The organism is Methyloceanibacter sp., assembly GCF_049590335.1.
Classification (GTDB): domain Bacteria; phylum Pseudomonadota; class Alphaproteobacteria; order Rhizobiales; family Methyloligellaceae; genus Methyloceanibacter.
Window position 1 is genome coordinate 1 of sequence record NZ_JBAWCQ010000022.1, and the last position, 19,958, is coordinate 19,958.

General features: G+C 62.3%; 18 protein-coding genes. 8 read left to right on the forward strand and 10 right to left on the reverse strand.

Annotation, left to right across the window (positions count from 1 at the left end):
- Positions 1 to 369: 369 nt before the first annotated feature.
- Positions 370 to 876, forward strand: coding sequence for a hypothetical protein (locus WBQ77_RS01635; RefSeq protein ID WP_424058635.1), 507 nt, complete (start codon positions 370 to 372; stop codon positions 874 to 876).
- Between the two features lie 12 nt (positions 877 to 888).
- Here the strand turns inward: WBQ77_RS01635 and WBQ77_RS01640 are convergent, their stop codons facing one another.
- From WBQ77_RS01640 to WBQ77_RS01650, 3 genes are all read right to left on the reverse strand, one after another.
- Positions 889 to 1,080, reverse strand: a complete 192-nt coding sequence (locus WBQ77_RS01640) for a hypothetical protein (protein ID WP_424044544.1) — start codon at positions 1,078 to 1,080, stop codon at positions 889 to 891.
- Positions 1,081 to 1,204: 124 nt separating this feature from the next.
- Complete coding sequence (gene lon, locus WBQ77_RS01645; RefSeq protein ID WP_424058637.1) at positions 1,205 to 3,685, reverse strand: endopeptidase La; 2,481 nt, start codon at positions 3,683 to 3,685, stop codon at positions 1,205 to 1,207.
- A gap of 22 nt (positions 3,686 to 3,707) precedes the next feature.
- Positions 3,708 to 4,103 (reverse strand): Hsp20/alpha crystallin family protein, encoded by a 396-nt coding sequence (locus tag WBQ77_RS01650; protein ID WP_424044546.1) that lies wholly within the window; start codon positions 4,101 to 4,103, stop codon positions 3,708 to 3,710.
- A 349-nt stretch (positions 4,104 to 4,452) separates the two neighbouring features.
- On the opposite strand from WBQ77_RS01650, the gene WBQ77_RS01655 reads away from it, so the two are divergent.
- The 5 genes from WBQ77_RS01655 (at position 4,453) to metG (ending at position 10,356) form a co-directional block, all read left to right on the forward strand.
- Entirely contained in the window at positions 4,453 to 5,565 is a 1,113-nt protein-coding gene (locus WBQ77_RS01655) for a septal ring lytic transglycosylase RlpA family protein (RefSeq protein WP_424044247.1), read from the forward strand.
- Positions 5,566 to 5,679: 114 nt separating this feature from the next.
- The gene (locus tag WBQ77_RS01660; protein ID WP_424058639.1) at positions 5,680 to 6,867 is read left to right on the forward strand and encodes a D-alanyl-D-alanine carboxypeptidase family protein; all 1,188 of its coding nucleotides are present in this window, start codon (positions 5,680 to 5,682) and stop codon (positions 6,865 to 6,867) included.
- A 25-nt stretch (positions 6,868 to 6,892) separates the two neighbouring features.
- A complete protein-coding gene (tmk, locus tag WBQ77_RS01665; protein WP_424044251.1) occupies positions 6,893 to 7,540 on the forward strand; it encodes a dTMP kinase in 648 nt (215 codons plus the stop codon).
- A gap of 60 nt (positions 7,541 to 7,600) precedes the next feature.
- Positions 7,601 to 8,731, forward strand: coding sequence for a DNA polymerase III subunit delta' (locus tag WBQ77_RS01670; RefSeq protein ID WP_424058641.1), 1,131 nt, complete (start codon positions 7,601 to 7,603; stop codon positions 8,729 to 8,731).
- A 65-nt stretch (positions 8,732 to 8,796) separates the two neighbouring features.
- Positions 8,797 to 10,356 (forward strand): methionine--tRNA ligase, encoded by a 1,560-nt coding sequence (gene metG, locus WBQ77_RS01675; protein WP_424058643.1) that lies wholly within the window; start codon positions 8,797 to 8,799, stop codon positions 10,354 to 10,356.
- A 178-nt stretch (positions 10,357 to 10,534) separates the two neighbouring features.
- Here metG and WBQ77_RS01680 read toward each other — a convergent pair whose 3' ends face one another.
- Positions 10,535 to 10,867 (reverse strand): glutaredoxin family protein, encoded by a 333-nt coding sequence (locus WBQ77_RS01680; protein WP_424058645.1) that lies wholly within the window; start codon positions 10,865 to 10,867, stop codon positions 10,535 to 10,537.
- Between the two features lie 137 nt (positions 10,868 to 11,004).
- Between WBQ77_RS01680 and WBQ77_RS01685 the strand changes: the two genes are divergently transcribed.
- Both WBQ77_RS01685 and WBQ77_RS01690 read left to right on the forward strand, forming a co-directional pair.
- The gene (locus WBQ77_RS01685; RefSeq protein ID WP_424042331.1) at positions 11,005 to 11,811 is read left to right on the forward strand and encodes a TatD family hydrolase; all 807 of its coding nucleotides are present in this window, start codon (positions 11,005 to 11,007) and stop codon (positions 11,809 to 11,811) included.
- Positions 11,808 to 12,605, forward strand: coding sequence for an MBL fold metallo-hydrolase (locus WBQ77_RS01690; protein WP_424042330.1), 798 nt, complete (start codon positions 11,808 to 11,810; stop codon positions 12,603 to 12,605). Before WBQ77_RS01685 ends, WBQ77_RS01690 begins: the two co-directional genes overlap by 4 nt.
- 23 nt (positions 12,606 to 12,628) lie before the next feature.
- On the opposite strand, the gene WBQ77_RS01695 is transcribed toward WBQ77_RS01690, so the two are convergent.
- From WBQ77_RS01695 to WBQ77_RS01720, 6 genes are all read right to left on the reverse strand, one after another.
- Positions 12,629 to 13,342 carry an SDR family NAD(P)-dependent oxidoreductase gene (locus WBQ77_RS01695; RefSeq protein ID WP_424058648.1) on the reverse strand — a complete coding sequence of 238 codons (714 nt, stop codon included), beginning with the start codon at positions 13,340 to 13,342 and terminating at the stop codon, positions 12,629 to 12,631.
- Positions 13,339 to 14,814, reverse strand: a complete 1,476-nt coding sequence (purF, locus tag WBQ77_RS01700; protein ID WP_424042328.1) for an amidophosphoribosyltransferase — start codon at positions 14,812 to 14,814, stop codon at positions 13,339 to 13,341. The genes WBQ77_RS01695 and purF overlap by 4 nt, the downstream gene beginning before the upstream one ends.
- Positions 14,815 to 14,901: 87 nt before the next feature.
- The gene (locus tag WBQ77_RS01705) at positions 14,902 to 15,459 is read right to left on the reverse strand and encodes a CvpA family protein (RefSeq protein ID WP_424042326.1); all 558 of its coding nucleotides are present in this window, start codon (positions 15,457 to 15,459) and stop codon (positions 14,902 to 14,904) included.
- 120 nt (positions 15,460 to 15,579) lie between these two features.
- Positions 15,580 to 16,962, reverse strand: coding sequence for a DNA repair protein RadA (gene radA, locus WBQ77_RS01710; protein WP_424042325.1), 1,383 nt, complete (start codon positions 16,960 to 16,962; stop codon positions 15,580 to 15,582).
- 27 nt (positions 16,963 to 16,989) lie between these two features.
- Positions 16,990 to 18,093 (reverse strand): alanine racemase, encoded by a 1,104-nt coding sequence (gene alr / locus WBQ77_RS01715; RefSeq protein WP_424042323.1) that lies wholly within the window; start codon positions 18,091 to 18,093, stop codon positions 16,990 to 16,992.
- A 41-nt stretch (positions 18,094 to 18,134) separates the two neighbouring features.
- The gene (locus WBQ77_RS01720) at positions 18,135 to 19,625 is read right to left on the reverse strand and encodes a replicative DNA helicase (protein ID WP_424058650.1); all 1,491 of its coding nucleotides are present in this window, start codon (positions 19,623 to 19,625) and stop codon (positions 18,135 to 18,137) included.
- Between the last annotated feature and the right edge of the window lie 333 nt (positions 19,626 to 19,958).

Consider the following 19,958-nt stretch of genomic DNA (forward strand, 5'->3'; position numbering starts at 1 on the left):
GTTAAAGGTGGCGCTTAACGGCAAGGGTTGCAAGCATCTAACGCTGTAAATTGAGCGAAAACAGCATCTTAGACGGCGCTTGACGGCTGTTAACGGCGGCAGGAGATGCGGCCCCCGTCTCCGCCAGGCCTGACCTCGGTCTACCAACGTCTTTGGGAAGGTTTCGGTGTCTGCAATCATAAGATCTATAAGAACAACCATCGTTTCGGCTGGGATAGTGCCAAAGCGCCTGTCTTGACCACCAACCTTTCATGCTTTGACATGCGCGCCGATCCGCGGATCAGTGAAATTGTGGACGTCCCGAACTGGACGGATTGGCTGTATTTTCCGAAAGTGGTACTGCGGTGATGGCACCCGGAGCCTCGTCAGATGATCCTGAAGACGCCACAACCTGGAACAGACCTCGATCCCACCTTTATCGAGCGGGAGCGGAACCGGCTGGCCGGGCGGGCGGTGTCGTTCCTCATCGTGCTGAACGGCGCGGCCGCCTTGGTCCTCTTGACGATCGTGGCGCTGGCGCCGCAGGCGACGGTCGACGGCAAAGTCACGATGGCGATGATGGTGTTCAGCGGCGGTGCGCTGGCGGCCCTTTTCAGCTCGTTTCTGGCTTATGTGAACCGGACCGTCCGGCTGGAATCCCCTGAGCGACGCGATTTGAGGCGCGTTTTGCGGGCGATCGCCATCTCCGCGGTCATCGGGAGTGGCGCCGCCTTCTTGATCGGCATGAACATGGTCGGGACGACCCAGGCCGAGAAATCGAGTTCCCATCCGAAAGGGGGGCGCGAAGACAAATTGCCCAAGAAGCCGCAAGTGAAGAGCGCGGCGCTCCCGGTTGGAGTTGAGCTGCGCTGGGGGCTTTCGCCGATAATCCTCTGAATAGGACAGCTTTTATGGGCCCGTAATTTCACGGGTGAAGTCGTCCCAGATCTGCTTCGCGTCCTTGGTAGCCGTACCGGCCTTATCGCCGACCACGTCCCAATTGACGACGCGCTTCTCCACGCTCTTCTCTCGCTGATCCATCACAAAGGCCGCGACGATCGTCAGCGCGACACCGAGAATAAGGCCAAGTAGGAACCGCATGGGACCCCCCCATAAAAGAGGGGATAATAGGCCCTAGCGGGCTCTAGAGGAAGCCGTCGCGGACCCCCCCGCCGGGGGGGTGGGTCTCTCGGGGTGGTCGGTGTGTCTCCCACCGACGGGCGGCTTAGCCGCTGGCCAGCCGCCGCTGGACGTCTGACAGCTCGTTCGGACCCTGCACGTGCACCTCAGGCGAGCTGAGGGCTGCGGCCATGGCATCGTCCACAGTCGACATCCAGACGAAGCGAACCGCTTCGCGCGCGGACTCTGGGATGTCCTCATAGTCCTTGCGGTTGCGCTCCGGCAGCATCACCGTCGTGATCCCGGCGCGGACTGCCGCCAGCACCTTGTTCTTCACCCCGCCAATGGGAAGTACCAGCCCACGCAGCGAGATTTCGCCGGTCATCGCCAGGTCGTTGCGGACCGTGCGTCCGGTAAACAGGGAGGTGAGGGCGATGAACATGGCCACGCCTGCGCTCGGACCGTCCTTTGGGATCGCCCCGGCCGGAACATGCAGATGGATGTCGGACGTGTCGAAGACATTTTGATGGATGCCCAAAAGGCTAGTGCGCGCTTTCACAAGCGATAGAGCGGCTTGCGCACTTTCCTTCATTACATCTCCGAGCTGTCCGGTCAGGATTAGCCGGCCCTTGCCGGGTACTTTCGCGCATTCGATGAACAGGATATCGCCGCCCGTGGGGGTCCAGGCGAGGCCGGTCGCGACGCCCGGTACGGACGTGCGCATGGCTACCTCGTTGTCAAACTTGCGGGCGCCCAGGATCTCGTGGAGGTCGTCCACATCCACGCGCATCCCTGTTACTTCTCCCTCAGCGATGCGCATGGCCACGCGATGGCAGACCGCGCCGATCTCACGCTCAAGATTGCGGACGCCGGCCTCCCGCGTATAACCGTCGATGATCGTGCGCAGCGCGTCCTCGGTGATCTGGCACTGCTCGTCCGAGAGGCCAGTCGCCTCCAACTGGCGCTTGACCAGGTAGCGCTTGGCGATCTCGATCTTCTCTTCCTCGGTGTAACCGGGAATCTCGATGACTTCCATGCGATCGCGCAGCGGCGCGGGGATCTGGTCGGGCACATTGGCCGTGCCGATGAACATCACTTTCGACAGATCGAAGGGTACGCCCAGATAGTTGTCGCGGAAGGTGCTGTTCTGCGCCGGGTCCAGGACCTCCAGCAGCGCCGCGGACGGATCGCCGTGAAAGCTGGCGCTCAGCTTGTCCATCTCGTCGAGCATGAAGACCGGATTGCGCGTCTCGGCCTTGCGCAGGGCCTGGACGATATTGCCGGGCAGGGCGCCCACATAGGTGCGCCGGTGGCCCCGGATCTCCGCTTCATCGTGCACACCACCAAGGCTGATGCGACCGAATTTGCGGCCCATGGCCCGGGCGATCGACTGGCCGAGCGAAGTTTTGCCGACGCCGGGCGGACCAACGAAGCATAGGATCGGGCTCTTTCCATCCGGGTTGAGCTTCCGCACCGCAAGATATTCTAGGATCCGCTGTTTTACCTTCCGCAGGCCGTAGTGATCCTCATCGAGGATCCGGCGCGCCTCGGCGATGTCGATCGTCTCCTCGGAAAGCTTCGACCAGGGCAGCTCGGTCAACCAGTCCAGATAGGTGCGGACCATGCCGTGCTCGGCCGAGGCTTCTGGCATACGCTCCAGGCGCCGCAGTTCCTTTTTGGCCTGGGTCTCTGCTTCCTCAGACATCTCCGTCTTGTCGATGGCCTCGCGCAGCTCGGCAATCTCGGCTTCGCCCTCCTCGCCTTCGCCAAGCTCCTTCTGAATCTGGCGAAGCTGCTCGCGCAGGATGTGCTCGCGCTGGCGGCCCGACAGCGATTCTTGGGTCTGCTCGCCGATCTGCTTCGACAGGCGCAGGACCTCGATCTGCTGGGCGAGTTCGCGCAGCACCTTGTCGATGCGCTCAGACACGTCGAACGTCTCCAGGATGTCCTGCTTCTCGGCGGGGCTGATGTCCATGACGTTGGCGATAAAGTCCGCCAACATGGACGGCGACTCGAGCTGGTCCATTGCGCCGGCAAGCTCCTCGGGCGCATTTGGCAGCAGCGACACCGCCTCCCGGGCCCGCTCGCGCAGCTGATGGACACGGGCGGCGAGTTCGGTCGACAAGGTTTCAGAGTCGCCGATCTCCTCAATGCGTGCGGCAAGGAACGGGTAGCCGTCCAGGAGTTCACAAACCTTGAATCTATGCATGCCGCGCACGACAAGATGGTGGCTGCCGTCGGGCGAGGTCACGTAACGCATGATCTCGGCGATCGTGCCGACATGGTTGAGCTGATCGGGCCCCGGGATATCGGCGGCCGGATCGCTCTGGAGGAGTATGCCGATGGGCTTGCCGTTTTGGGCCGCGGCTTGCGCGCCGGCCACGGTTTGGGGACGGCCTACCATCAGGGGCGCGACGACGCCCGGGAACAACACCGCATTGCGGGTCGGCAGCACAATGACGGCATCGTCAGGCAGATCGGGATGCGGCGGGGCTATCTCCGCAGGTTCCCCCTCTGTTTTAGACTGCGCGGTCTCATCGCCGATCTGCAAGCTTTCTGTCTTCAGGCTCTGCTCTTGGTCGTTCATGCTGTGCACTTCTGTGATTGTGTTAGCCGGCCTTTTTAAAGATGAGTCTCAGGCAGCCATTTTCTAGTTCCTGATCGATCAGCCTCAAGCGGCTGGAAATCGCGATGCGCCGTTCGAAGCGGCCATAGGGAATCTCGAGACGGACGATATTGGCACCGCGTCCTGCGGCCGGGATTGCCCGGACGCCGGTGACGATCAACGTGGTGCCCTCGATCTCGGCTCGGACCGCCTCGGGACTGACACCCGGCAGCGCCGTAATGACGGTTACCTCGCGCTCGGTCTCGAAAACGTCGACCGGCGGTTCCCAACTGGCGGAATGGCCGCCGCTTGACGGGCCGAAGAATTGCCGATGAAGCTGCTCGGCTTGTTTGAGCATGGCGCAGGCTTCGGCAAACATCTGGTTTTTTGGATCACGCATCGCACCTCGTTCAAGGTCACAAGCTTGCCGGTGGCCGTCAGAAATTCCTTGCGGGAGCAGCAGGTTGGCTGACATGCGGAAAAATCGCGCCGGAGAGGCCGCGGCCTATTTTTATTTGGGAACTTAACGGTCCCGATGCAAGGGCGGAACAGGGGCTGATTCTGTGGCATATTTTGTGAGCTTGAGAGATTCGGTCTTGGGCCCCATAGGATTTTGGGCACCTTTTATTGTTTCCTAACCGAGTTGGGCTCAAATCGATCTTGCGCTGGAAAAGCTTGCTTTGTTTTGCATTTGCGGCTCTTTCGGCGCTGCTTACTTGGGCCCTCTGGGGGGTGGAACTTTGGACGGGGTGACATCAAATGGATCTGAGCCCGACTCAGGTCGCGATCCGCCGCTGAGCGGGCTTGTCTTTGACGCCCGCTTATGGTTCGTCGTTCTTCTGCTCTCAGTTGCATCCCTATGGGTCTGGCCGGGCGCCAGCCCGGAGGATCTCGAGCCTGCCGGCCTCGGCCAGCGCCTGGTTCCGATCGGCCAGCCGGCGCCCAAAGGCGGCGGCCATTTCAAAATCGGCCAGCCCTACGAGATCAACGGCGTCCAATTCACCCCAAAGGAAGATTCTGCCTATGTCCGCGAGGGCGTCGCCTCGTGGTATGGCGCCTTGTTTCATGGCCGCAGGACCTCGAACGGCGAAATCTTCGATATGGAGCGCCTATCGGCAGCCCATCCCACACTGCCGCTGCCGGTCTATGTGGAGGTTACCAATCTCGACAATGGCCGCAGTGCGATGGTGCGGGTCAACGACCGGGGGCCGTTTCGCAAGAAGCGCTTGATCGACTTGTCGGAGCGTACCGCAGAGGTCCTAGGGTTCAAGCGGGCCGGGACCGCCAAGGTGCGCGTCCGCTTCTTGCGCAACGCGGGACTGGATGGCGACGACACATTCGAGCGGGACTACCTTTCGACGCGGGGCTACTCGGAATATGCTCGAACCACCGACCCCGACGGTGGGCCTGAGGTCGAGATTGCTGTCGGGGCGCCTGCTCCTCCGGCTCCGCCGTCACTCCCGGACCGTCCCGATAGAGCGGCCGTCGCCGCGTTGCCGTCCACGTCAGAGCCCACGGTCATTCGCGGTTCCGAAACGGGCCGTGACGGCGATACGGCGGTGGTAGGTCTGGAAGAGGGAGCGGGCGCTGTGGAAACGACAGGCTCAATCAGACCAGCCGTGCTGGTTCCTCGTGGGCCGATGATTCAGGCCGGATTCTTCAAGAACCAGGCTAATGCTTGGCGGGCGCGGAGTGCGCTCTCCGGTGTGGGGCCGGTGGAAGTCGCCCCGGTGGTCGATCATGGCGAGACCTATTACCGGGTCCGCGTGGGGCCGTTCGCCGATGGGATCTCCGCCGCAGCGGCCCTGTCCGACGTGGCCGATGCTGGGTACCGGGGCGCCAAAATCGTTCTGAAAAACTGAGCGTTGGTCCATGCCCGGTTGATTTTTCGCCTTGGGCATTCGATAGTAAGCGCACTTGGGCCGCAGCCTTTGGCGGCGTTTCGATCCACCATTCCTCAAGAACGACGTGACCGCGTGCGCGCTTTGCGTAGATTGAAGAAAGTTGCCTTTGCCTGCGGGCTTAGCGTGGCCTTGGCTGCGGGAGCGGGCTATGCGGCGTCGAAAAAGAAGAGCGAATTCAGCACCAAGGCGCAGAACGCTATTCTGATGGATTCGGGCGCCGATCTCGTGCTGTTTGAGAAGGGTGCCGACAACCGCATCCCCCCCGCCAGCATGAGCAAGCTCATGACATTGGCGGTGGTGTTCCGGGAGCTCAAGGCCGGCCGCATCAGGCTCGACGATACCTTTACTGTCAGTGAGCATGCCTGGCGCACGGGCGGCGCGCCCTCCGGGACGGCCGCCATGTTCGCGCCGCTTGGCAATCCGATCACCGTCGCCGACCTGATTCAGGGTGTGGCAGTTCAGTCGGCCAATGACGGAGCTCTCATTCTTGCCGAAGGCATCGGCGGGACAGAAGAGGGCTTCGTCAAAATGATGAACGACTACGCGGAGCAGATCGGTCTGACCGGGTCGAACTTCGTCAATCCCACCGGACTGCCGGCGGAAGGCCATCTGATGACCCCGCGGGATCTGGCCAAGCTCTCCAAGCACATCGTCGAGACCTATCCCGAGTTCTATCCCTATTTCGCGCAGAAAGAGTTCCGCTATCGGGATAAATTCACCTTTCGGAATCGCAACCCGCTGGTTTGGTCCGAGGTCGGTGTTGACGGTTTAAAGACCGGCTACACGAAGGAGGCCGGCTATGGCCTCGTGTCGAGCGCGAAGCGCGGGGATCAGCGCCTGATCCTTGTCGTCACAGGGCTTGAGAAGAAGGGCGCCCGGGAGACGGAATCCCGCAGGATGCTGGAATGGGGCTTCAAAAGCTTCCGCCCCTACCGGTTGTTCGACGATGGGCAGCAAGTGAGCGAAGCGCTCGTTTGGGGCGGAGACAAACACTACGTGCCGCTTGTCGGAGATGGCGCCATCGATCTTCTCCTGCCGACCAGTGCGACGGGCGCAGTCTCCGGCGAAATCCTTTACGAGGGGCCGATCAAGGCGCCTATCAAGAAGGGCGACCAGATCGCAACGCTCAAGGTGAAGTCGGCGGACTTGGCCGCGGTCAACGAGATCCCGCTTTATGCCGGCGAGAACATCGACAGCAGCGGCTTCGCGATGCGGGGCATCGACTCCCTGCTCGTGCTTGCGTTTGGCTGGTTGCTCTAGCGCCGGGAAGGCGAGCCTTTCGAATATGCAGCAAGCGATCGAGATCGGACGGTTCATCACTATGGAAGGCGGCGAAGGGTCCGGCAAATCGACTCAAGCCAACATTCTCGCAGAGCGGCTCGCCCAGTCCGGACGTCCGGTCTTTGCCACACGCGAGCCCGGGGGCTCTCCTGCCGCCGAGGACATCCGCGAGGTTCTGCTTTCCGGACAGGCGGCCTCGTTCGGCCCGCTTGCGGAGGCTGTCCTCTTTTCCGCGGCGCGAGCCGACCATATCGATAATGCCATCCAGGGCGCGCTGCAGAAGGGACAATGGGTTGTGTGCGACCGCTTCGTCGATTCCACGCGCGTCTATCAGGGTGCGACGGCCGGCGTGCCGCGCGCACTCATCAATGCCTTGGAGAAACTGACTGTCGGCGCAGTCATGCCCGACGTTACTTTTATTCTCGACATTCCCGCCGAGGAGGGGCTCGCGCGTGCACAGACGCGGGCGGAAGGGGCCGAACTCGATCGTTTCGAGAACCAGGAGCTGATGACCCATGAGCGCATTCGCCGTGGATTTCTGGACATCGCCGAGGAAGAGCCGGGCCGCTGTGTCGTGGTTGATGCAAGCCAGCCCGAGGCCATGGTCGCCGAGGACGTTTGGGAAACGGTCTTGCAGCGTCTCAACCCGTGACCTGCCCCCGATGAGCGGGGCCTGCCCTACGATAGGTGCCAACCCGATGAGCGGTATGTCATGAGTGCCGCCGCCAAGAAATCGGGATCCGCCGTCGTCGAGCCCGACCGCTTGGATCCGTTCTCCAGCCCGCGCGATGTCGATCGCGTGTTCGGACATGACGAGGCCGCTCTAGAGTTCGAAGAGTCACTTCGGAGCGGGCGGTTGCACCACGCCTGGTTGCTAGTGGGACCCGAGGGCATCGGCAAGGCAACGCTCGCCTATCGTTTGGCCCGAACAATTCTTGCTCATGCGGAAGCAGGAGACCTCATTCCGGGCGAGCCAGCCGATGTCGCGATGGACCATCCCATCTTCCGCAAGGTCGCGGGGCTCGCCCATCCCAACCTGCTCCTTATTCGCCGGTCTTGGATGGAAAAGACCAAGCGCTATTCGCAGGTGATTAGCGTTGACGAGGTGCGCCGCTTGCGGGCGTTTCTCGGGAGCACGGCGGGAGATGGCGCTTGGCGTGTAGTGATCATCGACCAGGCCGATCAGCTCAACCAGAATGCGGCGAACGCCTTGTTGAAGGCGCTCGAGGAGCCGCCGCCAAATACGCTGTTTCTTCTCGTGTCCAATGCGGAGGGGCGCCTGCCGGTGACGATCCGGTCGCGCACGCGCGTACTGCGGCTCGCGCCATTGGCCGATGCGCCGCTCGCCGAGGCCGTACGGGCCGCGCTCGCTCGCGATGAGATCGAGGCCGACGAGAAGACCTTGGGTCTGGCCATGGCCCTGTCGCAGGGCAGCGCGCGGCGCGCGCTGGAACTCGTGACGGGCGAGGGCATCGCGCTCTATGACCAGATCGTCGCGACATTGGTAGCGTTGCCCGAGCTCGACGGCGCGAAAGTGCAGCGCCAGGCCGAGAAACTGGCCAGCGTCACTGAGACCGAGCAGTTCGAACTCTACCTCGCGCTGCTGCTCGGGCTGATCGAGCGGCTGGTCCGCTACGGGGCCACCGGGGAGGGGCTCGTGGGCAAAGAGGACAAACTGGCAGAGGACTTAGTGTCCTTGGACAATTTGCCCGCCTGGGCGGATGCTTGGGAGGCGATTTCTGCCGCGCGCGGCGAGACCTTCGCTCTGAATCTGGACCGTGGCCTCTTGGTCCTGAATAGTTGGTTCAGCCTTCAGAGGCTCGCCTCAAGCCAAACGTCCTGACGCCTTCGATGTGCATGCTTGGCATGGAGGGGAGGCAAGGCTATGTCTCCGCCTAGGGAGACATTATGGCTGACAGACAAACCTATTACATCACGACCGCAATCTCGTATCCGAACGACGCGCCGCATATTGGCCATGCCTACGAGGCGGTGGCGACGGATGCGCTAGCGCGCTTCCGGCGGCTGCAAGGGAAGGACGTTTTCTTTCTCACCGGCACCGACGAGCACGGCATCAAGATGCTGCAGACCGCGCGCAAACAGGGCATCACCGCCGCCGAGCTCGCCGACCGCACCACGCCGAAATTTCGCGAGATGGTAGAGACGCTGGACTGTTCGCACGACGATTTCATTTCGACGCGCGAAGAACGGCACAAGCGGGCAAGCCAAGAGCTTTGGCGGCGCATGCAGGCGGCTGGCGATATCTATCTCGACAAATATGAGGGTTGGTACTCGGTGCGCGACGAGGCCTATTACGACGAGAGCGAGCTGACCAACGGCCCCAATGGCGCCAAGCTTTCGCCCCAAGGCACGCCCGTCGAATGGGTGGAGGAAGAAAGCTATTTCTTCCGGCTGTCCGCGTTCGGCGACCGGCTGCTTGCCCATTTCGAGGCCAATCCCGATTTCATCGGGCCGGAGACGCGTGCCAACGAGGTAAAGAGCTTCGTGCGCGGTGGCCTTAGGGATTTGTCGGTCTCGCGCACCACGTTCGATTGGGGCGTGCCGGTACCGGACGACCCCAAACACGTCATGTATGTCTGGGTGGATGCGCTGACGAACTACATCACCGGCGTTGGCTTTCCGGACGAGGATTCCGAGAGCTTCAAGAAATACTGGCCGGCGGATGCCCATGTCATCGGCAAGGACATCATCCGGTTTCACGCGATCTATTGGCCGGCCTTTCTGATGTCGGCCGGCGTCGCTCTCCCCAAACAAGTGTTCGGTCACGGCTTCCTCTATAACCGGGGGGAGAAGATGTCGAAGTCGGTCGGCAATGTAGTCGACCCGATGACGCTCGTCTCCGAATACGGCGTCGACCAGATCCGCTATTTCCTCCTGCGCGAAGTGCCCTTCGGTCAGGACGGCAATTACAGCCATGACGGCATCGTTCAGCGCATCAATGCCGACCTCGCCAACGATTTCGGCAATCTGGCCCAGCGCTCGCTCTCCATGATCGCCAAGAACTGTGGAGGCATCCTTCCGGAACCTGGCGTGCTGACGGACGCGGACAATGCAATCCTGGCTTCGGCAGACGGACTCCTGCCGCGCGTGGAAGCGGAGATCGACGCCTTCGCCATCCATCGGGCTTTGGAGGTCGTCTGGGGGCTGATCGCGGATGCCAACCGCTATTTCGCTAGCGAGGAGCCTTGGGCGCACAAGAAGACGAACCCGGAACGCATGGGCACAATCCTCTACGTGACGGCGGAAGTCGTGCGCCAGGCGGCCATTCTGGCACAGGCTGCGATGCCCGAAAGCGGCGGCAAGTTGCTGGATATGCTGAGCGTGCCGGAGAAAGCGCGGGGATTCGATGCGTTGGGCGAGGCGGGACGCCTCAAGTCTGGAGCAGAATTACCAGCGCCTACGCCCGTCTTCCCGCGCTACGTAGAGCCGGAAAGCGAGGCGAGCTGACGCTCAGTGAGACCAAAACCGCGAGCGAGAAGCGCGCGGCTTTACGTCGCGATGCTGTCGCAGAAGCCGACCACGAGAAGGGCGGCGACCAGCGTGCCGATCAATGCAATTCCGATCATCATGAGAGTAAAACGCACGCACGGGCATTCGGTTCCATATGTCCGGTGACAAACGTCGCTTAGTGGCAGAGCTGCTGGATCTTCGCAGTGTTGAGGCCGCGGATGGCGTGCCGGCCGATCAGCATATGGGACACGGCGACGCTGCGGAAACGCGCCCGCATATCCGCTTTGACGAGAGGGTTGTCCGCATTCAGCAAGGTGTAGCGGATGCCGCTCCGATCGAGATAAGACCGCAAGGAGCGGCAGGTCCCGCACCAGGACGCGCTATACACATAGACGCCCTTGCTGCATCGGGCTTCCGCCGTGGCTGTGGAGAGCACGAGCAGAACCGAGGCGGCCATTGCAGCAGCCAGGCCAATGGTGAACTGTGTCTTGGTTGAGCCTGTGCGCATCGTGTTGCTCTTACCGCCAAGCTGTGGCGGGCGTGGGCCTATTGTTTCGTCCGCGAAAGTGCTGCACAAAAAGGGGCGAATCACGACCCTGCGTAAGCCGAGCAGATTGTACCTTAACGACATTTCATCTTCCCGTGATGCTGATCGATAGCCACTGCCATCTCGATTTTCCCGAACTCAAGTCGGACCTGCCGGCGCTGCTTGTCCGCGCCCAGGCCGTAGGCGTCGGGCTCATGGTCACGATCTCGACGCGCGTTGCGAAATTCGATGAGCTGAAAGAACTCGTGGAGGCGCATGACAACGTGTTTTGCTCCATCGGCACCCATCCGAACAATGCTGCCGAGGAGCCGGACACCGCGGCCGAGGAGCTGATCGAGATTGCGCGCCATCCCAAGGTCGTCGCCATCGGCGAGGCGGGGCTCGACTACCATTACGATCACGCACCGCCCGAGGTTCAAGCGAAGGGCTTCCGCGCCCATATCGCCGCCGCGCGCGAGACTGGCTTGCCGCTCGTCATTCATTCTCGTGAAGCCGACGAGGACATGGCGTTGATCCTGGAAGAGGAGAGCGCCAAGGGCGCCTTTCCCTTTATCCTGCATTGCTTCACGAGCGGCGCGGAGCTGGCGCGGCGGGGCTTGGCGCTCGGTGGTTACATCTCCTTCTCGGGCGTTGTAACTTTCAAGAAGGCAAACGAGTTGCGCAAGATCGCGGCCTCTGTGCCGGCGGACCGACTTCTCATTGAGACCGACGCACCGTATCTGGCGCCTGAGCCATTCCGCGGCAAGACTAACGAGCCGGCCTATGTTGCCAACACAGCCGCGCGTCTTGCCGAGGTCAGGGGCCAAGGGCTCGATGCCTTTACGGCGCTGACGACGGACAATTTCTTTAGGCTCTTCAAGAAGGTGCCCCGCACCGCTCTGAAAGAGCATTCAGACGCCGCATGACTTTAAAGGCCACCATTCTGGGCTGCGGCACTTCTGGCGGTGTGCCCCGGATCGGCAATGAGTGGGGTGCCTGCGATCCGGCCAACCCCAAGAACCGCCGCCGGCGCTGCGCGCTGCTGGTCGAGCGGGAAGGGGAGAAGGGCGCGACGCGCGTGCTGGTCGATACGCCGCCCGATCTCCGCGAGCAGTTGAACGACGCCGATGTGGGTCTGCTGGACGGCGTGCTCTACACCCATGATCATGCGGACCACGTCCATGGCATCGATGACTTGCGCATGGTTGCCTATAATGGCCGGCGCCGGGTGGATGTATACTATCTAAAAGAGATCGGCGACGTCTTGCGCCAGCGGTTCGACTATTGCTTCGAATCGCCGCAAGGGAGCGAGTACCCGCCGGTGCTCATTGGGCACGACATCCTGCCCGGGCAACGCCTCGTCATCGATGGGCCGGGCGGTGCCATTGAGGCCATTCCCTTCCTGCAGAAGCACGGCTCCATCGACTCCCTCGGCTACCGTTTCGGCGGGCTCGCCTATTCGCCGGACGTGAGCGATTTTCCAGAGGAGTCTTGGGCGACACTCGAAGGGCTCGATGTCTGGATTCTCGACGCGCTGCGCTACACGGGCCATCCCAGCCATCTGACCGTGGACCAGGCCTTGAGCTGGGTCGGGCGCATGCAGCCCAAGCGGGCCATCTTCACCCATATGCATGTGGATCTGGACTACGAGACCTTGCAGGGGCAGCTCCCGGATGGCGTCGAACCGGCTTATGACGGCATGGCCATCGCCGCCATTTAGGGCTTGTTCCAGAACCGTTTTCGTCACTCGACGGGAACAATCTGTCCGGTCTCGGTAACGCTCGGCAGACACAGTTCGACGATCTTGGCGGCAATCTGCTCCGGGCTCTTAATCGTGCTTTGGTCCTCGCCCGGATAGGCTTCGGCCCGTATCGCTGTTGCGGTCGCGCCCGGGTCCACCAGATTGACCTTAACCGGACTGTCCGCGGTCTCGTTGGCATAGGTCTTCGCCAGTGTTTCGAGCCCCGCCTTCGAAACCGAGTAGGGGGCCCAGTAGGCACGCCCTTGCGCGGCCACGCGCGAAGACGTGACAAAGACGACGCGTCCCGCATCCGATAGGCGCAGCAGCGGATCGAGCGTGCGGATCAGGCGCCAATTGGCGGTGAGGTTGGTGGCCAGCACCTTCTCCCAGATATCCGAGGGAATATGGGTGAGGGGCCGTAACCCGCCGAGCATGGCGGCGTTGCCGACGAAGATGTCCAGATGGCCGAAGCGCTCATAGAGCGAGGGACCGAGCGGGTCGATCGACGCGCCGTCTTGCAGGTCCAGCGGGATGAGCGTTGCCTTGCCGCCCGCCGCGTTTACCTCGTCGTCGACGGCCTCGAGCGTCTTCTGATCGCGGCCGAGCAGCAGCACCTTCGCACCTTCGTCCGCAAGGAGCTTGGCCGTGGCGCGCCCGATGCCCCGGGAGGCGCCGGTGATCAAGGCGATCCGGTCTTTGAGAGACGTGCCTGTCAACCGACTTCGGCAAGGAAGGAAAGCTGCTTCTGCTGCGGCGGACCTTCGCGGTCGCGAAGACGGGTCGGGTACTCGCCCGTGAAGCAGTGATCTGTGAACTGAGGATTGTCATCGTCGCGGCCCTCAAAGCCCATGGCGCGATAGATGCCGTCGACGGAAATAAATGCCAGGGAGTCCGCGCCCATAAACGCGCGCATCTCTTCGAGCGTGCGGTTCGCGGCAAGCAGTTTGTCCTGGTTCGGCGTGTCGATGCCGTAAAAGTCCGGATGGGTGATGGGCGGGCTCGAAATGCGCATATGCACTTCCTTCGCACCAGCCTCGCGCATCATCTGTACGATTTTAACCGATGTGGTGCCGCGTACCACGCTGTCGTCGATCAGCACGATGCGTTTGCCTTTGACCTGCAGCTGGTTGGCGCTGTGTTTCAACTTGACGCCAAGCTGCCGGATCTGCTGCTCCGGCTCGATGAAGGTCCGGCCCACATAGTGATTTCGGATGATGCCGTATTCGAACGGGAGCCCGGATTCTTGGGCGTAGCCGATCGCGGCCGGAACGCCACTGTCGGGAATAGGTACGACCATATCCGCATCGGCGGGGGCTTCGAGAGCAAGCTGCCGGCCCATGGCTTTGCGGACATCGTAGACGGAGCGGCCATCGATAATGGAATCGGGGCGGGCAAAGTAGATGTACTCGAAGATGCACAGTCGGGCCGGATTTTCTGGCATGAAGCGGTGGCTCTCGAGGCCGTCCCGGGTCGCGATGATCACTTCGCCATTCTCGACCTCGCGGACGAACTCGGCGCCGATGATGTCGAGCGCGCAAGATTCGGACGCCAGCACCCAGGCGTCGCCGAGACGGCCCAGCACGAGCGGGCGAATGCCGTAGGGGTCGCGCGCGCCGATCAGCTTCTTGTTGGTCATGCCCACGAATGCGTAAGCACCCTCGACTTGCAGAAGCGCCTCGACGAAACGCTCGACGAAGTTCCGTTTCTCGCTGCGTGCAACCAGGTGAAGAATGACTTCGGTGTCGGTGGTCGACTGGCAAATGGCGCCCTTGCTGATCAGCATCTCGCGCAAGGTCAGGGCATTGGTAAGGTTCCCGTTGTGGCAAAGGGTAAACCCGCCGGACTCCAGATCGACGAAGAGGGGCTGGACGTTTCGCATGACCGCGTCGCCCGTGGTGGAATAGCGCACATGGCCCACGGCCATGTCGCCGTCCAAGCGATCGATGACGGGGCGTGAGGTGAAGTGGTCCCCGACGAGGCCCATGCGGCGTTCGGTATGGAAGTGTTCGCCATCAAAGCTGACAATGCCGGCCGCTTCCTGGCCGCGGTGCTGAAGCGCATGGAGACCGAGCGCCGTCAACGCGGCGGCGTCGGGATGGTTAAAGATGCCGAAAACCCCACATTCTTCGTGGAGCCGGTCCTCTTCGAGCCAGCGGAGCTGCCTGGTTTGATCGTTTCGGTCTGTCACGGGCACCGGCCTTTCCCTATGAATAAATAGTCGCCCCGTCCGGGGCTTTAATGCCACGCAACTGGATACATTGACACAAGCGCGTGTCTAAAGCGGTGCGGTTTGCTGCGCCGGAGCGCCCTCCGTGCCCGCTTCGCTGCCCTCGTCGTCGTCTTTGGGCAGGTATTCTTCCGGATTGGTCGGCAGCAGCGACTCGATGGCGACCTGGGTCCGCTGCAAAATAGGATAGGAGCGCGCGTCGCGGATCCAGTCTGGCTGGTCTCTGGCAAGCGCGGTGAAGAGAATGAAGACGATGGCCACCAAGAGGAAGCCACGGGCCAGGCCGAAGACGAATCCGAGTGACCGGTCGAGCGCGCCCACACGGCTGTCCAGCACCTTGTCGGAGATGCGGAAGGTGATGAGGCTCACGACGATCAGCGTCACGATGAATACCGCCGCCGCGAAGGCGATCTGCGCGATGCTCGGATTGTCGATGTAGGGGGTAAGGACTTCGTAGTAGCGCGGTGTGAAGTACAGCGCGGCGACCGCAGCCATGGCCCAGGAGAAGATTGAGAGGACCTCCCGGGTGAAACCACGCACCATCGCGAGGAAGCCCGAGATGAGCATGATAACGATCAAAATGATATCGAGCCAGGAGATTGGCATGCAGCGACGCTCCCTCGGACGAACGACGTTAGACTATCACGATTCTCGCGGATGAAGCACGATTGCGCCCCTTAGCGCAATGACTTGGAGGTCACACTTCGTAGCAATCGAAGGGCAGGCTTAACCCTCGGGCACGGCGAACCAGGTCACGAGTTCTTCGAGTTGGGATACGGGGTTGAGCGCGATGCCGGCCGCATCGTGTTCGGCGGGGCCTTTGCTCGCCGGCGCTACCGCTTGCACGAAGCCGAGCTTGGCCGACTCTTTCAGCCTTTGGTCCGAATGACCCACCGCGCGGACCGCGCCGGTCAGGCTGACTTCGCCGAAATAGACCGTGTCTTCGGGCGCCGCGCGCCCAGTAAAGGACGACAGCAGGGCCGCAGCCGCGGCGAGATCGGCGGCGGGCTCTGTCAGACGCAGGCCACCGGCGACATTGAGATAGACGTCGTGGCCGCCAAGCCGCACGCCGCAGCGTGCCTCGAGAACGGCAAGCAGCATCGAGAGGCGGTTTTGGTCCCATCCGACGACCGCGCGCCGAGGCGTGCCCAGTACGCTTTGGGCCACGAGGCCCTGAATTTCGACGAGTATCGGCCGCGTGCCCTCCATCCCAGCAAACACGGCAGTCCCCGGGGAACCCCGGTCCGCATCGTTGAGAAATAGTGCCGAGGGATTTTCGACCTGGCGCAGGCCTTCAAGGCGCATTTCGAAGACGCCGATCTCGTCGGTGGGCCCGAAGCGGTTCTTGACCGACCGCAGGACTCGGAACTGGTGGCCGCTCAGGCCTTCGAAATACAGCACCGTATCGACCATGTGTTCGATCACCTTGGGCCCCGCGATTTGACCGTCCTTGGTCACATGGCCCACGAGGATCACGGTGGTACCGCTGGCCTTGGCATAGCTGATCAGCGCGGCGGAACAGCCCCTGAGCTGCGAGATCGTACCGGGCGCGGACTCGATGCCTTCGGACCACAAGGTCTGCACGGAATCGATAATGACGAGGGCAGGTGGCGGGCCGCTACTCAACGTGGCGATGATGTTGGCCACGTTGGTTTCGGTTCCGAGCGCCACGGGTGCGTCGGCAATGCCCAGCCGTCCCGCCCGCATCCGAACTTGGGCGGTGGCTTCTTCGCCTGAGAGGTAAATGACTGGCGCCCCGTCCTGCGCGAGTTCCGCCACGGTTTGCAACAGAAGCGTAGACTTGCCGATACCCGGATCGCCGCCCACGAGGACCGCCGCGCCCGGCACCAAACCGCCGCCCAGGACGCGGTCCAGCTCGGCTATCCCGGTCTTGAGCCGGGGTGCATCCTCGGTCTTGGCGTTGAGTGTCTCGAAGCGGGCCTGACGCCCTTTGCCGCCCTTGATGGCCACGAGCGCGGGCGATTGGGTCGGCGTGCCTGCTTCCTCGACAAGCGAGTTCCAGTCGCCGCAGGCGGCGCATTTGCCGGACCAGCGCGTGGCGGCGGCACCGCAGGACTGGCAGATAAAAGCCTTGGATTGTTTTGCCATGCTTATCGGTGTGCTCAGCGCTTCTGCTCAACCACCGATATAGCGGCGTGTAGCGCGGTTTCCGAGACTCGTCAGTACTTCGTAGTCGATGGTCCCGGCCTGGGCCGCCATTGTATGGGCGCTGACATTGGGGCCGAGGAGTTCAACCCAGGCGCCGCGCTGGCAAAATGCCTCCGGCACGTCGGTGACGTCCACGCTGACAAGGTCCATGGAGACCCGTCCGAGGACGGGTGCCGCATAGGGGCCGAGATAGGCCGTCAGCCCCGTTTCGCCGTCTCCGGCAGAGAGCGCGCGGAACAAGCCGTCCGCGTAGCCGGCGGAGACAACCGCAATGCGCGTCGGCCGCTGAAGCGTCCGGGTGGCTCCATAGCCGACACTTTCGCCTTGGGCGGCATGGCGGATTTGCAGGATTCGGCCCATCAAGTGCACCACAGCGCGGAAGGGGTTTTCGCCCTGGCGCTGGGGATGGCCGCCATAGAGCGCAATGCCCGGCCGCACGAGGTCGTAATGATAATCGGGCCCCAGCAAGATCCCGGCGGAGTTGGCAAGACTTGTGAGGGCCTCGGGAAGCTTCGCCCGAACGGCGTCGAAGCGCGCGCGCTGGTGCGCGTTCTTGGCATGCGTGTGGTCGTCTGCGCAGGCCAGATGGCTCATGACCAAGGACAGGGCGAGCGTCTGCCAGAGCTCGGTGCCATCCCGGATTTCGTCTATGTCAGTAGCCGATAGGCCGAGCCGGTTCATGCCGGTGTCTACGTGGACGGCACAGGGAAGGGCCTTGCGGACATGCGCGCAATAGTCGGCCCAGTCGCGGACTTCGTTTGCGCTGTTGAGCACCGGACGAAGCCCGTGCTCTTGGAACGTCGCTGCCGTTCCGGTCAAGACACCGTTCAGGACATAGATCACGGCGTCGGGAAGCACGATCCGCAGGTCGATGGCCTCGGCGATCGTGGCCACGAAAAAGGTTCGGCAACCGGCGCGCCATAGCACGGACGCAGCTTGCACCATGCCAAGACCGTATGCGTCCGCCTTGACCACGGCTGCGCATTCGGCTGGGCGGGTGCGTTCGCGCAAGTTTCGATAATTGTCGGCGAGGGCGGCGAGATCGATCGTCAGAATCGCCGTGTCGTGCATAACGCTATCGTCGGTGCTACTCGGCTCTGCGGCCGAAGCCCTCACTCCATCCGCTCCGGCAGACGCTCCGAGGCCGCGAGATTGGAGAAGCGGGTGAACTCCGGCGTGAACTGTAGCGTCACCGTTCCCGTCGGCCCGTGGCGCTGCTTGCCCACGATGACGTCGGCCTTGCCCATGACCGCTTCCATGTCCTGTTGCCACTGTCTGTGCTCTTCGGTGTTCTCGCGAGGCTGGCTGCGCTCTAAATAATATTCCTCGCGGAACACGAACATTACCACATCGGCATCTTGTTCGATGGACCCCGATTCACGCAAATCGGCCAGCTGCGGCCGCTTGTCATCCCTTTGCTCGACCTGCCTTGAAAGCTGCGACAGGGCCAGAATTGGGACGTGAAGCTCCTTGGCGAGAGCCTTCAGGCCGGTGGTGATTTCGGACACTTCCTGGACCCGGCCTTCCTGGGCCCGCCGGGACGAACCCGTTAAAAGCTGAAGATAGTCTACAATGATAAAGCCAAGTCCCCGCTGCCTTTTTAGCCGCCGGGCGCGGGCACATAGCTGAGCCACCGAGATACCACCGGTCTGATCGATGAAGAGTGGCAGGTTTTGGAGTTCCTGGGAGGCTTCGACGATGCGGTCGAAATCCCCAGTATCGATGCGGCCGCGGCGGATCTTCTCCGAGGAGATTTGGGACTGCTCGGAAATGATACGGGTTGCGAGCTGCTCCGCCGACATTTCCAGCGAGAAGAAGCCGACCACGGCGCCGTCCGTCGCTTCCCCGGTATGCGGATCGGCCGTGTAGGCCTTGGCCACGTGATAGGCAATGTTCGTCGCGAGCGCCGTCTTGCCCATTGATGGACGTCCGGCGAGGATGACGAGGTCGGAGGCTTGAAGACCGCCCACCCGCTGGTCAAGGTCCGCAAATCCCGTTGCCAGACCGGAAAGCCCGCCATCGCGCTGATAGGCATTGGCGGCCATGTCGATCGCGTCCGTGAGGGCGGAGGAAAACGGTTCGAAGCCGGCGCCGTATTTGCCCGTCTCGGCAAGCTCGTAGAGCTTCTGTTCGGCCTCCTCGATCTGCGCCGCTGGCTCCGCATCGATCGGCGAGTCGTAGGCCGTGTTGACCATGGTCTCGCCGATATCGATCAGGTTCCGCCGCAGCGCCAGATCGTAGACCGTGCGCCCGTAATCTTCGGCATTGATGATCGTCGTCGCATTGGCCGCAAGGCGTCCCAGATATTGCGGGACGGTGAGGTCGCCCACAGGTGGGTCCGACTGGAAGAAGGTTTTGAGCGTGATGGGCGTCGCGCGTTTGCCGCCCATAATGAGTCTGGCCACAGCTTCGAAGATGCGCCCATGCAGCGGGTCGAAGAAATGTTCCGGCTTCAGAAAGTTGGAGACACGGTCTAGCGCCTCGTTGTTCACGAGGATAGCGCCGAGCAGATCCTGCTCCGCCTCCAGGTTATGCGGGGCTTCCCGAAAGTTGGGGGTCTCGGGGCGGGGCTCTTGGGGCGTATGGCGAATCAGTGCGGTCATGTCCAAGAGTAGCCAATTGCGGGGGGCCGGCCAGGTGTCAATCCTGTGAAGATCGGGGAGATCGTCGTCAACTCACAGGTTGACACCAGCTGTTGTGCCGGTGGCGCCGGCGGGGACCATGGGCCTGTCACCGCGGCGGGACAAAAAAAGAGGCAGGAACCATCCTGCCTCGCTGTCGATTATAGATTCGCTTCAAGGAGAAGCGGCGTTGTCCGGATACTACTCTTTATCTTCATCGTCGTCAGAGCCGGTGTCCTCGGCGCCTGTGTCCTCGGAATCTGCGTCCTCGGCTTCGTCCGCCTCAATGTCGTGCTCGGCGCCTTCCTCGAAGAG